The organism is Paraburkholderia polaris (assembly GCF_012927345.1).
Taxonomy (GTDB): domain Bacteria; phylum Pseudomonadota; class Gammaproteobacteria; order Burkholderiales; family Burkholderiaceae; genus Paraburkholderia; species Paraburkholderia polaris.
This window is the reverse complement of sequence record NZ_JABBGJ010000017.1, coordinates 1-12,776: the sequence shown is the minus strand read 5'-3', so window position 1 is coordinate 12,776 and position 12,776 is coordinate 1. Positions and strand designations below refer to the sequence as shown.

Genomic DNA, 12,776 nt, shown 5'->3' with positions numbered 1-12,776 from the left:
TTAGGCTTCCGCGCGGTAGTTGACCGGATCAGCAAGCCAGCGTTTGATTTCTGAGTTTTCCCAAAGGGCTGTGCGCCCCATGTGCTGGCGCTTCGGGAAGCGGCCCGCCATTTCATGTTGACGTGCCCATTCGCGGCTGTATCTGACGAACGGCTCGATGTCGCGCCAACGGCTACGGCCCGTCTCGGGAAACGCGTCCAGATTGGGCAGAAGCGGGAGTGCGCGCGGCGTGCGCTTCGCTTTATTCGGGGACGCGCCACCGGTCGGTTGCGCGCTCGCTACTTTGCTAACCATCGCTGTTCCTTTGCCCTGATGGGCGTTAATTGCGATGGGGTGCAGCGTATGGCGGCCATCAAGCAAAAGATACGTCGCCTACCCTGCCTAACCGGTGAGCAGTGGCGGGCGAGATAGGCTGGGTATCGGTGCTGGCTGTGCCTGCAACCCTTATGTGGCAAGGGTTTGAGATAGGCAGGGTATTACTTCGGGCCGGGGGTTTTGTCCCAGTTCGCCACTGTCGCGATGCGATCGCGCTGGGTCGGATTGAGCTTCACGCCGTAGTTTTTTTCAAGCCATTCGAGCATGTAGACCTTAGGCTTTTTTGCTGCCTGCTCGGCGCCAGACAATGCGGCCCGCCACGCGATCATTGCCAGATCGAGTTCGTAGGGCCAATTTTCATGGTCCGCAAAAGCGGCACCATCCTTTGCTTCGGTTAGCTCCGCCTTGAGTCCCGCCACCTCGGCTTTGAGGTGTTCAATCTCGGCAAGTGCTTCGCTGTCCGTCGTCGGCAACGGGTTTGGATCGGGGATCGGCCAAGGGTACCCACGCTTCGCACACCAATGGCGGACGTTCGCTTGAAGAGCTAAATTATCTCCCTTGATCCCACTCCACATAACTTCGCCCAACTCTCCATCGGTGTCTGCCTCCTCAAGTGCCGCATACCACTCGCGAATTTCCTGATCTTTATCGCTGTCGAACACGGGCACTTGTTTGGGTAATATCCCGGCCAGAATTTTCGAAATATCCCAGAAAGCGATACGCCTCTGACCGATATAAGGCTTCATCCAGCCGGGTATGTCGTTGGTCTCGCCGACGACACCAAACCGGTCATTTAACCGCGAAACTTCTGCTGCCAGTTGTTCATTAAGCCTCCGATATTTATCCAGATCTTCTTGCAATCGCCGCGCATCCTTCTCGCTTGCCGCCATAAGGTCGGCCCGCACCCTCTCGGTTTCCGCTCTTGCGTCTTTTAGTTGGCCATTGAGTAAGGCGAGTTTGGCTTCCCAAGCTCCGCCGTGCTCTGGGGCGCCCCGTTTTTCTACAGGCAGTAAATCTCTGATTGATGCATCACCAGGCGAGTCTGGACAGGGCGCGGAGTCATTTTGCGGTAGTCCGGCATCATCTGAACGATTCATATATGGCTTCGAGGTACTCGGAGCATGAGCCTCACGGTTCAATTCCAGACCTCGGCTGTCAAGAAAGTCGTAGATTTCCGAACGAAGAAAACCAAAATCACTCACACCCGGCTCAGTGCTGATTAGCACTCCGTCCTCAAGCTCGAGGGCGAGGTCACACAGCGGATACCCGAAGGCGGCAATGTCAGACAGGAATCGCTCAGCGGTGTCGGTTGTCGCGGCTTCCCATCCGTGCGGATGCAGTTGATGCCAACGAGGTACTGGACGGCTCTTTCGGGAAGCCTGCCTAATCTTGTTGTCAAGCAGCATGGCGGCATCCTCTTCCGAGGAACCGTCTTCCGATGACATTTGCTCCAACAGATCCTGAAGACTAATGAAGTCGGGATCCTGTTCCTCGAGCAGTTCTTTGATACCCATCTGCACACCCAATACGCAAGCCCCCTATGAAGAAGCGCTCCCACCGAGTAGGGGCCCCGGTGTTCGCCACGTCGATAATCACAGTTTGGTTTAACGGCTGGACAGCAGAAACTGGCTCGGGTCTATTTGGGACCGGGCGTCTTGTCCCAGTTTGCGACGATCGCTATTCGTTTTATCTGTTCTTCTTTGAGCGTTCCGTAGTTCTGACGCAGCCAATCGCGCAAAAACGCGCCTGGCTTCCGTCCAGATTGCGCGGCCCCGTTTACGGCGGCTCGCCAAGCGGTAATTGAGATATCAAGTTCTTCCGGCCAGTTGGGATGGTCGGCGAGCGATTCACCCCCTTTACCTTGTGCCAACTCAGCCTTCAGTTGTTCCACTTCGGCCCTTAGCCGCTCAATTTCCGAGTTTGCGTCTGCGATCGCCGTTAGATTTTGAGCAAGGCTCGCAGTGGCGCCCGGATCTTGTTTCAGACCATAACGCTCACGGTAAGTCTCCTCAATGAAATCTTCTAGCACTGAAGACGATCGCCTCGGGCCAATCCACTTCTTTTTTGGTGACTCATCAGCGAATAATTGCGCAAGCTCTTCGTCGTTCAACGGCTCCTCTCCCGTCTGTCGCCGTACTTCCTGCATGGCGGAGATCAGCGCAGATTTAGTACGTGCGTTCGCTTTATCAATGTCAGCCATCTGCTTCCCATTGCAGTCATCCCAGGAAGAGGACCGCGCCGGCCGGGTGGGGGCCCGGCTTTCGGGATCAGCCTAGGCGCGATTTGATATGGTTGCCGCTATTGGGCAACGGTTGCGGACGATTGTACTGTGAGTTTGTACAGGTTGGGGTATGGTATGAGGAACCCGGCTGCGCTGCGAAACCTATCGGTCACCCAGTCTTCCGCCAGCTCGCGACGTATCGATGATGTCGGGACAAATGCCGCATACTTTTCGGCGCTCCGGCAGGTGCTCCGTACAAGCGAAACCGAAGCCGTAAATTTCACTGCTACGCTTTTTTGGGGGTATCGGTGGGGGTATAAAATTCATGAATCAATCCCAGACGATTCATATAGCTGGATCCGTGAGTTCTGTCGGGGGACCAATCAGCAACATCCAAACACCTCAAAAAGCCCCGCCCGGCGCTGCCTGGCGGGGCTTTTTTGTCGCCGTCATTGCCCACGTTTGCTGAATACGCGACGGCTGAAGCTAAATCTCACTCTGCCTTGCGTGCAGACCGGACTCGCCTGATCGTATCCGCGGAATCTATGCGGCTTGTAAAAGCGCGTCGCCCGCCGACACCTAAAGTATTCTCAGCGGCCGCCGAAAATCAGGCATGGACAACGACGACCGCCTCCGCCCGGGCCACCCGCTTTATGAAGAAGCAATGGCCCTCGAATTGACCGTGCGCACCTTGCGTCACGCGCAGGGCAAGAAGAATCCTGAAGACGTTCTCTATGGCTCACCTGCATGGGACGTCGTCAGCGAGCAGTTTGTGCGCGACCTTTATCGCGCAATGGGTGGCGATCCAAACGCTTTGCCTTGACTCGATGGAAGGGAACGCGTAGCCCACGCAGAACGCGCGAACCGAAGTGAACTACGGCCGGTAGCAACCCACGCCCTCCCGGCCGCACCAATCACTCACGCAGGCCGTTTCGGAATGTCCAATCCCTTCACCACCGCCGGACGCGCAACGAACGCCGCCAGCACCCGCTTCACATTCGAAAAGTCGTCGATCCCGACCAGATCCCCTGCTTCGTAGAAGCCAATCAGATTGCGCACCCATGGGAAGGTCGCGATATCGGCGATGGAGTACGTATCGCCCAGAATCCAGTCGCGCCCTTCGAGCTGCTGATCCAGCACCGCAAGCAGCCGTTTCGACTCGGCGATGTAGCGGTCGCGCGGGCGTTTGTCTTCGTATTCCTTGCCGGCGAACTTGTGGAAGAAACCAACCTGGCCGAACATCGGGCCGATGCCGCCCATCTGGAACATCACCCACTGGATCGCTTCGTAACGGCCAGCGGCATCCTGCGGAATCAATTTACCCGTCTTGTCCGCGAGGTAAATCAGAATCGCGCCGGATTCGAACAGCGGCAGCGGCTTGCCGTCGGGGCCGTTCGGATCGATGATCGCCGGAATCTTGTTGTTCGGATTCAGTGACAGAAACTCCGCCGACATCTGATCGTTCGTATCGAAGCGCACGAGGTGCGGCTCATAGGGCAGACCGGTCTCTTCGAGCATAATCGACACCTTCACGCCGTTGGGCGTCGGCAGCGAATACAGCTGAATCCGGTCCGGATGCTCGGCAGGCCATTTCTTCGTGATCGGAAAGGTGGAAAGATCGGTCATGGTGATGGTGTAACCCTTGTGCGAGAGCTGCGGCTGGAAATCGGAATCGGGGAATCGGGAATTGGCGATCAGCCAGAAAGCCGAAAAGAAACACCCGAACGCGCGACCGACAAATATAAACCGACTCAGCACAACGCGTTTGAGCTCGCCTCAAACACCCCAACGCGAACGTGGCCACTCAACGCGCTTCCCTACCCCATAACCGCAAGAAGCCACCGGGACTCACCACAAATCCTTGGTCGCCGTACCGGCGCGCAGGTTATACCCATCGCGCCAGAGCGTCGCGCCGACCGTCAGCAACAACGTCTTCTGCTCGCCATCGAGCTGCTCCCATGTCGCTGCCAGCCAGGTGGCGAAACTCGCACAAGTGGTTTCGAGGTCGACGGGCACTTTGCCCTCCAGGTACAACCGTTCGAACATCGAAAGCACTTTTTCAGGTGTCATGGGCGCCTCCTCCGGGTTTGGATGCGCCAAGTCTAAAGGCGGCGCACGGCGCGCGGAACATCCGTGGCACCGAACCCGGGTTACTCCCAGGCGAAAGCGGCGCGGCGCCTGGAGCCCAGCAGCCGATTCCTGATGCCTGACAACCAAAACCCGACACCCAAAGCCCTGTAAAAACGAAAAAGGCGCCGAAGCGCCTTTTCCGTCAAGCGACACCGCGAGCCGAATTACGGCGCGTTGCGCTTTGCATTGTCCTTGGCGTCTTCCTTAGCATCGCCATAGGCTTTTTGTACTTTGCCGGCGCCTTGTTGAAGGTCGCCCTTGAGCTCCTTGCCCGGGTTGTTGGTGGCCTTGCCAACCGCTTCGTTGACCTTGCCCTTGATCTGTTCACCCACACCCTTCACCTGGTCCTTGTTCATGTTCGGCTCCACTATTTGGAATGCCGGCGCGACATTACGCCAGTATCCCCTACTCAGCAACGGGTGTGCCCACGCCCGCCTCCCGCCCGTTTTTCCCGGTGAAGCCGGTCGCGGAAAATATTTCAAAACAGCCCTAAAGTCCCGCCGTAGCCTGCCGTAAAGGTGCCATGGAGGGGCTATGGAACGCACACTCATTACGCTGACGGGTTCAACCCAGGCGGCGCTGATCGACCAGGACATCGCGCATATCGGGCGCGTGATGCGGCCGTCTTTACACGGCGATCTGGGCGGACCGATTCTGCCGGCCACCTACTGGCGCAAGCGTCTGCACCAGTTGCTCGACACCGGCCATCTGTCCCATGCGCAACTGTGCGGGGTCGACAGCCTCCTGCTGCAGCTCGATCTGTTCGAAGCCAGCCCCCAGCCAGTATGGAATGAGCTAGCCCAGGCAGCCGCCGCGCTACCCCGGCGGCTACACCTCATGGCCGCTGACCGTCATATCTGACAATATCTGACACGCTGCAAGCCTTGATGGCCGGCCTTCCGCGCCGGCCAGTCCGACTCCTCCCCCGCTAAAAAAAGGCCGCGAAACCTGTCGCGGCCTGAACACGTCGCAACGCGGGGAATTCGCGTCACACCACAAGCCTACACGTCCAACCGTGACAGTCGCATTTAGGCGAAAGTGGTCTTTGCATTGCCGGAAATTTTCTGCCCCTCGTCGGCGAAAATAGGAAAAAGGGACGACCTTAGGTCATAATGTCCGCAAAAATTCCCAGCAAGGACCTCCGTGACCCTCGCCGCACCGCTCGACCTGCTCAGACAGGCACGCGCCCGCTTCACTCAACGCGAAATCGCAGCGCACGTCGGCAAGGACATCAAGACGGTGCGCCGCTGGGAAAAAGGCGAAACGCCGTGCCCATCCATGCTCGAACCGGCTTTGCGCGATCTGCTGCACAGCAGCGGCCGGGCGAAGGCCAGTGCGGCTACGGACGGCGCCCAGTTCCGCTTTATCGATCTGTTTGCCGGTATCGGCGGCATTCGTATGGGTTTCGAGGCGCACGGCGGCGACTGCGTCTTCACGAGCGAGTGGAACGATTTCTCCACTAAAACCTATCGCGAGAACTACCCGGCCGACGGCGAACACGCGCTGATTGGCGACATCGTTTCGTTTCCCGCTGAAGAGGTGCCGAGCCACGATGTGCTGCTCGGCGGCTTTCCGTGCCAGCCGTTCTCGATCGCCGGCGTCAGCAAGAAGAACGCCCTAGGCCGCCCGCACGGATTCGAATGCACGACGCAAGGCACGCTGTTTTTCGATGTCGCGCGGATCATCGCGGCAAAGCGCCCCGCCGCGTTCCTGCTGGAGAACGTGAAGAATCTGCTCTCGCACGACAAAGGCCGCACCTTCGACGTGATCCTGCAGACCCTGCGCGACGAACTCGGCTACGAAGTGCACTACCGCGTGGTCGACGGCCAGCATTTCACGCCGCAGCACCGGGAACGCATCATCATCGTCGGCTTTCGCGGCAAGACGTCGTTCTCCTGGGACGATCTGCGTCTGCCGGAAAGCGGTCCGCGCCTCGGCTCGATCCTGCATCGCACGGACGGCAGCGAACCGGTGCTGCCGTGGGACCACGATCGCTTTTTCGACCACTCCGGCAAACGCGTGCAAGCAAAGTACACGCTCACGCCGAATCTCTGGACCTATCTGCAAAACTACGCGGCGAAGCATCGCGCGGCGGGGAACGGCTTCGGCTTCGGCATGGCTTATCCCGACAGCGTCACGCGCACGCTCTCCGCGCGTTATCACAAGGACGGCAGCGAAATTCTGGTCTATCAGGGCGAGCAGTTGCGGCCGCGGCGCCTCACGCCACGCGAATGTGCCCGGCTGATGGGTTTTCCCGATACCTTCAGGATTCCGGTCAGCGACACGCAGGCTTACCGGCAATTCGGCAACAGCGTCGTCATGCCGGTGATGCGGGAAGTCGCGCGCATCATGCTGCCGCACGTGCAAACCCTGCTCGCCGAGGAAACGCACAATGGTTCGAAGCAAGCCCTTTCGCTCTATTCCTGAGCGGTCTGATCCTGCGCGGTCCGATCCGTTGCCCAGGCGCTAGCGATGGTCGATATCGTCGACAGCGCCACGCGCAGCCGGATGATGTCCGGCATTCGCGGCCGCAATACGAAACCGGAAATTCTGATCCGCAGCCTGCTGCATGGCCAGGGCTTTCGCTTCCGTTTGGACGCGCGCGACCTGCCGGGCCGTCCGGACATCGTGCTGCCGCGATACCGCGCTGTCGTCCTGGTGCACGGCTGCTTCTGGCACGGTCACGACTGTCATCTTTTCAAGTGGCCGCAAACGCGGCCTGAATTCTGGCGCGACAAGATCGGCCGCAATCGCAGCAACGACGACAAGGTTCAGGCGGCGTTACTCGCAACTGGCTGGCGCGTCGGAGTGGTGTGGGAATGTGCTTTGCGTGGAGCGAATCGCGATATCGAGGGCGTATTGCAGCGGCTTGTCGAGTGGTTGAAGAGCGACGCGCCACGCTTCGAGGAGCGCGGCTGAAAGCCGCTTGTAGCCTGCCCGGTTCGAACAAATCCGGAGGCCGCTGGTGATACACTCGATTGGCTAGCTCGGGGCATTTTTTGCGTGCCGAACCTGCAGAAATCGGGCAGTAAGCCGGCAACACCTGGCTAACGCCTTGCCAACAATCCAATGGCAAGCCGGCAGCAAGCAAGCACGCCCCGACCATCCCAGAACCAATCAAGAAGGGAGGCACACAATGGCTGAATTCCGTCTCTGGTCCGACGATTTCCCCACCAACGGCTTTATGCCGAAAGCCCACGAATATCACGACAAGGCCTTCGGCGTAGACGGCGAGAACATCTCGCCCTCGTTGCAGTGGGATGCGCCGCCGGCCGACACCCAAAGCTTCGCGCTCACCGTTCACGATCCCGACGCACCCACCGGCAGCGGCTTCTGGCACTGGGTCGTCGTCAACATTCCGGCAGACGCCCGCTCACTGCCGCGCAACGCCGGCAAGGCCGATGGCTCGCTGCTGCCGCAAGGCGCACTGCAGTTGCGCAACGACTACGGCACGGTCGGCTTCGGCGGCGCGGCGCCACCGCGTGGCGACAGGACGCATCGCTACATCTTCCGCCTGCACGCGCTGAAGGTGCCGCACCTGCCGATCAACGCGGACACCACCAATGCGGTAGCGCGTTTCATGACGCATCTGAACGAACTCGACTCGACCACCCACACCGGTCTGTACGAACTCAAATAATGCGTGAGACGCGATGCCGGTACGCTGTTGCGGCGCCGGCATCGTCGCTGCGTGCCGTCTTGTCTTTCCAGGGCGGCACGCAGCGCGCGTGGTTCATCGCAGGGTCGCAGGGTCGATGAACCGCCCCACCCCAAATCCAAAAGAACGATGCACGCACAACCATCGCGCAAGGACAGTTCGATGCCGGCCGATGCCGCCTCGGCTACCCCACTCGCCGCCGGCACACCACTCGCGGATAGCACCGAACAAGGCTTGCCGATTCCGCAACGCTACTGGGCGATGCTGGTTATCGCCCTCGCCCTCACGCTGGCAGTGCTCGACAGCGCGATCGCCAACGTGGCGCTGCCGACCATCGCGCGCAATCTGCATGCGAGCGCAGCCGGCTCGATCTGGGTCGTCAACGCTTACCAGCTCGCCATCACCATTTCCCTGCTACCGCTCGCGTCGCTTGGCGATCGCATCGGCTACCGGCGGATCTATCTGGCCGGGCTGATTCTGTTCACCGTGGCGTCGTTCGGTTGCGCATTGTCCACCTCGCTGCCGACGCTCGCGCTCGCTCGCGTGGTCCAGGGCTTCGGTGCGGCGGGCATCATGAGCGTGAACACCGCGCTCGTGCGCATGATCTATCCGCCCGCGCAGCTTGGGCGCGGCGTTGCGATCAACGCGATGGTCGTGGCGGTATCGTCGGCAGTCGGGCCGACGGTAGCCTCCGGCGTGCTCGCTGTCGCCTCGTGGCCGTGGCTGTTCGCGATCAATGTGCCGATCGGAATCGCGGCGATTGTCGGCGGCTTCAAGGCGCTGCCGATGAATCCCGGCCACGAGTCTCCGTACGACTATCTGAGCGCGGTGATGAACGCGTTTGTGTTCGGTCTGCTGATTTTCGCTGTCGACGGTCTCGGTCATGGCGAGCATTTCGGCTGGGTCGTCGCGGAAGCACTCGGCGCGGTTGTGATCGGCTACTTCTTTGTGCGCCGTCAGTTGACCCAGTCCGCGCCTCTGCTGCCAATCGATTTGCTGAGGATTCCGGTGTTCGCCCTCTCGATCGGCACCTCGGTCTGTTCGTTCTGCGCGCAGATGCTGGCCTTCGTGTCGTTGCCGTTTCTGTTGCAGGACACGCTCGGTTTCTCGCAGGTAGAAACCGGTTTGCTGATGACGCCGTGGCCGGCGGTAATCATCATCGCCGCGCCGATTGCCGGCGTACTGTCGGACAAGGTGTCGTCAGGCTGGCTAGGCGGCGTTGGACTCGTTGCGATGACGGTGGGCCTGCTGCTGCTCGCCACCCTCGGCGCGCATCCCGAACCCATGCAGATCGCGTGGCGCATGGCGCTGTGCGGCGCGGGCTTCGGGATCTTCCAGTCGCCGAACAATCGGACCATGTTGTCCGCCGCGCCGCGTGAGCGCAGCGGCGGTGCGAGCGGCATGCTCGGCACCGCGCGCCTCACCGGACAGACGCTCGGCGCGGCACTGGTCGCGCTGATCTTCGGCATTGCGCCGCAGCACGGGCCGACTGTCGTGCTGTATGTGGCCGCGTGCTTTTCAGCGGTCGCCGCCGTGGTCAGTACGTTGCGCGTGATGCAGCGCGCGTAAACGTTCCAGCGGGTGCAAGCAAACAGTTCGACGTGACCAGCCCGCGCGGCTCTGGAACAAAGCCGCGCCGCCGCTGATGCGACTACGACGATGCCGTCACGTCAGCGAGCTTTACCGCTTTGGCCGTCACCGAAGAGGCGGTCGCGACGTTGCGCAGATCACCCAGGAACGTATCGCGCCAGACCGACAGATTGTTCTCGCGCATCGGCGCCATCATGTCCGCATGGCGCGCTTGACGCTCGGCGAGCGGCATCGACAATGCGCGCTCGAGCGCCTCAGCCATCTGCGACAGATCGAACGGATTGACGACCAGCGCCCCCGGTAGTTGCTCGGCCGCACCGGCAAATTGCGACAACACGAGTACGCCCGGATCGGCCGGATCCTGCGATGCAACGTACTCCTTGGCGACCAGGTTCATCCCGTCGCGCAGCGGCGTCACATAGCCGACCTGAGACTGACGGAACAGCGCCATCAGCAGATTGCGCTCGTACTTACGGTTCAGGTACTGGATCGGCGTCCAGTCGAGTTGCGCGAAACGGCCGTTGATGCGACCGGCCTCGCCTTCCAGCGTCTGACGAATGCGTTGGTACGTCTGCACATCCGCGCGCGTCGGCGGCGCGATCTGCACCAGCGATACGCGTCCGTGCCAACCCGGTGCATTCAGCAGGAGTCGTTCGAACGCCTGAAAGCGCTCCACCAAACCCTTCGAATAATCGAGCCGGTCGACGCTCATGATCAGCTTGCGCCCGCGCATGCCGTCACGCAGGCTGCGCACCGGCTTGCGATCGGTGAATTGCTCGGCGGCCTTGGCGATCGCGTCCGGATAGATGCCGATCGGGTACGCCGCCACTTTCAGGAAACGGTTGTAGGCGTGCACCATGCCGTCTTCGCTCGAGGTGCCGTGCTGGCCGCGCTCGATAAAGTCGACGAACGACTGGCGGTCCGCCTCGGTCTGGAAACCGACCACGTCGTAGCTGCACATGGCTTTGACCAATTCCTCGTGCGGCGGAATCGTGCGGAGTACTTCCGGCACCGGAAAGGGGATATGCAGGAAGAAGCCAATTGGATTCTTCACGCCGAGCTCGCGCAGGCATCGCGCGAACGGCAGCAGGTGATAGTCGTGCACCCAGACGATGTCATCGGGTTTGAGCAGCTCCTTGAGCTGTTTGGCGAGCGTCGCGTTGACACGCTGATAGCCCGCGTATTCCTGCCGGTCGTAGCGCGACAGGTCGTTGCGATAGTGGAACGTCGGCCACAGTGTCGCGTTCGAAAAGCCGCGATAGTACTGGTCATAGTCGCGCTTGGTGAGGCCCACCGTCGCGTACGTCACATTGCCCTGCTTCTCGATCACCGGAGGGGACGACTCGCTCACCGTTTCACCGCTCCAGCCGAACCAGACGCCGCCAGTTTCCTTCAACGCGTCCAGCACGCCGATCGCGAGCCCACCTGCTGCGGGGCGGCCTTCCTGGGTCGGCGCCACACGATTCGATACCACGATCAGTCTGCTCATTGGTGCTCCACCTAGTCAGTTGTTTCGTTGCATACGGATATGTGCCAAGAAGGTGCACGCAAGTCGCGTGCCGTTTTTTGAGATGCTGAAAATAAAAATGTATGCAAATGTGACGAACGAGCAGAAACGCGCGATATCGACGCATCGCGAAGAAGTTTTTTCTGCTTTGTACGACGAAACCGGAACCCTTCTTACCTGCTGTCAGACGGGTTCATGCGTCCTGTTCCGAGCCGAGATCGCGCTGGTACTCCAGTCCTTCCCGACGCACGCCGCCCTGATTGTGCTCGCCGTCTGGCGGCGCATCGGGCGCGACGCGATTCTGCGCGGCCGGGTCCGGCGACTCTTCCGGGCTGCTCTTGCTGGTGGCCGGTCGGGAGTCGCGCTTCGAGTGGCGCGCGGAACGTCGCAGTGCTGGATGTCTCATGATCGATGCCTCCACGGGAAGCGCGCCGCCATCGAGACGGCATCAATTCAGTGTAGGGTTCACGACGGTAAATTGCCTGTAAAAGATGCGCCGGCTTTGTAACAAGTACATAAATTCGCGGCGCCGGACTGTGGTCCAGCGCACGGAGCGTGTCAGAGGTGCATGCTCACAGCGCGCGACGGCAGACGCTCGCTGGCTTGTGGCGTTTGCGTGGGTTGTGGCGGCGGATCGCCGATCGGCGGCGCGACCGGTTCGATGGGGTCCGGAGTCGGGCTGGGATTTGGAATCGTGTCGGGCTCGCCCGGATCCGGCGGCGGCGATGGCGGCTCGATTGGCTCGGGACGGTGAGCGTGCATCGGGAGGGGAGGCGTGGGAACAGCGGCGTATTCCGGCATGTCGGTTATCCTCGTTTTCGCGTTCAATTGAATGCAGCAAGGCCTATGCCGAATTGAAGGCGCGCGCAAAGACTAGCGGACGGTTTGGTGAAGTACGCTTCGGCGCGCGCAGCGCCGCCGGAAGAATGACACCCTTGTCACTAGCGCATGCAGGTGCACGAACACAGATTCTACGGAGCCACTACCACTTGCAGGCCACGGTGCCCACTTAGCATGAGCGGTTTGAGCCGCTTTCTTTGCTTATCTTTCTTTGCGGCGGCCCTCCATGTCAGGCTAGTTGTCGCCTCACCCGAACCGATTGATGTAAAGATGGGGGGCGGACAGCGAATGGGAAATGAAACGCTATTCAGCGGAAACCCGGGAATGGGCAATCCAGCAGATGATGCCGCCGTTCAATCGTGCGGTCATCGAGTTGTCAGGAGCGACGGGCATCACGACGGTGACGCTACGGACCTGGCGGCAAAGTGCAAGACAGACAGGGAAATTCATGCCGGGCAATGGCAAAACCAGCGATCGATGGTCAAGCGCCGACAAGTTCAGGGTGGTGCTGGAGA

At 60.5% G+C, this 12,776-nt stretch carries 15 protein-coding genes and 1 pseudogene; 7 read left to right on the top strand and 9 right to left on the bottom strand.

Going from position 1 to position 12,776, the window contains the following annotated elements; genetic code table 11:
- The 3 genes from HHL24_RS17010 to HHL24_RS17000 all read right to left on the bottom strand — a co-directional run bounded on the left by HHL24_RS17010 (position 1) and on the right by HHL24_RS17000 (position 2,515).
- Positions 1-294 (bottom strand): helix-turn-helix transcriptional regulator, encoded by a 294-nt coding sequence (locus HHL24_RS17010; RefSeq protein WP_206002897.1) that lies wholly within the window; start codon positions 292-294, stop codon positions 1-3.
- 182 nt (positions 295-476) lie between these two features.
- Positions 477-1,829 (bottom strand): hypothetical protein, encoded by a 1,353-nt coding sequence (locus HHL24_RS17005; RefSeq protein ID WP_169486605.1) that lies wholly within the window; start codon positions 1,827-1,829, stop codon positions 477-479.
- A gap of 122 nt (positions 1,830-1,951) precedes the next feature.
- Positions 1,952-2,515 (bottom strand): hypothetical protein, encoded by a 564-nt coding sequence (locus HHL24_RS17000; protein ID WP_169486604.1) that lies wholly within the window; start codon positions 2,513-2,515, stop codon positions 1,952-1,954.
- Positions 2,516-3,149: 634 nt separating this feature from the next.
- Here HHL24_RS17000 and HHL24_RS16995 point away from each other — a divergent pair.
- On the top strand, positions 3,150-3,359 hold the full coding sequence (locus HHL24_RS16995) for a hypothetical protein (RefSeq protein ID WP_169486603.1): 210 nt from the start codon (positions 3,150-3,152) through the stop codon (positions 3,357-3,359).
- Between the two features lie 95 nt (positions 3,360-3,454).
- On the opposite strand, the gene HHL24_RS16990 is transcribed toward HHL24_RS16995, so the two are convergent.
- From HHL24_RS16990 to HHL24_RS16980, 3 genes are all read right to left on the bottom strand, one after another.
- Positions 3,455-4,162 carry a glutathione S-transferase N-terminal domain-containing protein gene (locus tag HHL24_RS16990; protein WP_169486602.1) on the bottom strand — a complete coding sequence of 236 codons (708 nt, stop codon included), beginning with the start codon at positions 4,160-4,162 and terminating at the stop codon, positions 3,455-3,457.
- A 222-nt stretch (positions 4,163-4,384) separates the two neighbouring features.
- Positions 4,385-4,606 carry a hypothetical protein gene (locus HHL24_RS16985; RefSeq protein ID WP_169486601.1) on the bottom strand — a complete coding sequence of 74 codons (222 nt, stop codon included), beginning with the start codon at positions 4,604-4,606 and terminating at the stop codon, positions 4,385-4,387.
- A 224-nt stretch (positions 4,607-4,830) separates the two neighbouring features.
- Positions 4,831-5,022 carry a CsbD family protein gene (locus HHL24_RS16980; protein WP_035552219.1) on the bottom strand — a complete coding sequence of 64 codons (192 nt, stop codon included), beginning with the start codon at positions 5,020-5,022 and terminating at the stop codon, positions 4,831-4,833.
- A gap of 178 nt (positions 5,023-5,200) precedes the next feature.
- On the opposite strand from HHL24_RS16980, the gene HHL24_RS16975 reads away from it, so the two are divergent.
- From HHL24_RS16975 to HHL24_RS16960, 5 genes are all read left to right on the top strand, one after another.
- Positions 5,201-5,527, top strand: coding sequence for a hypothetical protein (locus tag HHL24_RS16975; RefSeq protein ID WP_169486600.1), 327 nt, complete (start codon positions 5,201-5,203; stop codon positions 5,525-5,527).
- Positions 5,528-5,809: 282 nt separating this feature from the next.
- Positions 5,810-7,093, top strand: coding sequence for a DNA (cytosine-5-)-methyltransferase (dcm, locus tag HHL24_RS43630; protein WP_329606685.1), 1,284 nt, complete (start codon positions 5,810-5,812; stop codon positions 7,091-7,093).
- Between the two features lie 45 nt (positions 7,094-7,138).
- The gene (locus tag HHL24_RS43625) at positions 7,139-7,585 is read left to right on the top strand and encodes a very short patch repair endonuclease (protein WP_206002896.1); all 447 of its coding nucleotides are present in this window, start codon (positions 7,139-7,141) and stop codon (positions 7,583-7,585) included.
- Positions 7,586-7,802: 217 nt separating this feature from the next.
- Positions 7,803-8,306 carry a YbhB/YbcL family Raf kinase inhibitor-like protein gene (locus HHL24_RS16965; RefSeq protein ID WP_169486599.1) on the top strand — a complete coding sequence of 168 codons (504 nt, stop codon included), beginning with the start codon at positions 7,803-7,805 and terminating at the stop codon, positions 8,304-8,306.
- 147 nt (positions 8,307-8,453) lie between these two features.
- Positions 8,454-9,893, top strand: a complete 1,440-nt coding sequence (locus HHL24_RS16960; RefSeq protein WP_169486598.1) for an MFS transporter — start codon at positions 8,454-8,456, stop codon at positions 9,891-9,893.
- Between the two features lie 82 nt (positions 9,894-9,975).
- Here HHL24_RS16960 and otsA read toward each other — a convergent pair whose 3' ends face one another.
- The 3 genes from otsA to HHL24_RS16945 all read right to left on the bottom strand — a co-directional run bounded on the left by otsA (position 9,976) and on the right by HHL24_RS16945 (position 12,222).
- On the bottom strand, positions 9,976-11,403 hold the full coding sequence (gene otsA / locus HHL24_RS16955) for an alpha,alpha-trehalose-phosphate synthase (UDP-forming) (RefSeq protein WP_169486597.1): 1,428 nt from the start codon (positions 11,401-11,403) through the stop codon (positions 9,976-9,978).
- A gap of 211 nt (positions 11,404-11,614) precedes the next feature.
- Positions 11,615-11,827, bottom strand: a complete 213-nt coding sequence (locus HHL24_RS16950) for a hypothetical protein (protein ID WP_169486596.1) — start codon at positions 11,825-11,827, stop codon at positions 11,615-11,617.
- A 152-nt stretch (positions 11,828-11,979) separates the two neighbouring features.
- Positions 11,980-12,222, bottom strand: a complete 243-nt coding sequence (locus HHL24_RS16945) for a hypothetical protein (protein WP_169486595.1) — start codon at positions 12,220-12,222, stop codon at positions 11,980-11,982.
- A gap of 334 nt (positions 12,223-12,556) precedes the next feature.
- Here HHL24_RS16945 and HHL24_RS16940 point away from each other — a divergent pair.
- Positions 12,557-12,776 (top strand): annotated as a pseudogene (locus tag HHL24_RS16940) (IS3 family transposase); the annotation flags it as partial.

Excerpts from the sequence above, each read along its gene's own strand:
- HHL24_RS17010 (WP_206002897.1), bottom strand. The coding sequence starts at position 294 with ATGGTTAGCAAAGTAGCGAGCGCGCAACCGACCGGTGGCGCGTCCCCG.
- HHL24_RS17005 (WP_169486605.1), bottom strand. The coding sequence starts at position 1,829 with ATGGGTATCAAAGAACTGCTCGAGGAACAGGATCCCGACTTCATTAGT.
- HHL24_RS17000 (WP_169486604.1), bottom strand. The coding sequence starts at position 2,515 with ATGGCTGACATTGATAAAGCGAACGCACGTACTAAATCTGCGCTGATC.
- HHL24_RS16995 (WP_169486603.1), top strand. The coding sequence starts at position 3,150 with ATGGACAACGACGACCGCCTCCGCCCGGGCCACCCGCTTTATGAAGAA.
- HHL24_RS16990 (WP_169486602.1), bottom strand. The coding sequence starts at position 4,162 with ATGACCGATCTTTCCACCTTTCCGATCACGAAGAAATGGCCTGCCGAG.
- HHL24_RS16985 (WP_169486601.1), bottom strand. The coding sequence starts at position 4,606 with ATGACACCTGAAAAAGTGCTTTCGATGTTCGAACGGTTGTACCTGGAG.
- HHL24_RS16980 (WP_035552219.1), bottom strand. The coding sequence starts at position 5,022 with ATGAACAAGGACCAGGTGAAGGGTGTGGGTGAACAGATCAAGGGCAAG.
- HHL24_RS16975 (WP_169486600.1), top strand. The coding sequence starts at position 5,201 with ATGGAACGCACACTCATTACGCTGACGGGTTCAACCCAGGCGGCGCTG.
- HHL24_RS43625 (WP_206002896.1), top strand. The coding sequence starts at position 7,139 with ATGGTCGATATCGTCGACAGCGCCACGCGCAGCCGGATGATGTCCGGC.
- HHL24_RS16965 (WP_169486599.1), top strand. The coding sequence starts at position 7,803 with ATGGCTGAATTCCGTCTCTGGTCCGACGATTTCCCCACCAACGGCTTT.
- HHL24_RS16960 (WP_169486598.1), top strand. The coding sequence starts at position 8,454 with ATGCACGCACAACCATCGCGCAAGGACAGTTCGATGCCGGCCGATGCC.
- otsA (WP_169486597.1), bottom strand. The coding sequence starts at position 11,403 with ATGAGCAGACTGATCGTGGTATCGAATCGTGTGGCGCCGACCCAGGAA.
- HHL24_RS16950 (WP_169486596.1), bottom strand. The coding sequence starts at position 11,827 with ATGAGACATCCAGCACTGCGACGTTCCGCGCGCCACTCGAAGCGCGAC.
- HHL24_RS16945 (WP_169486595.1), bottom strand. The coding sequence starts at position 12,222 with ATGCCGGAATACGCCGCTGTTCCCACGCCTCCCCTCCCGATGCACGCT.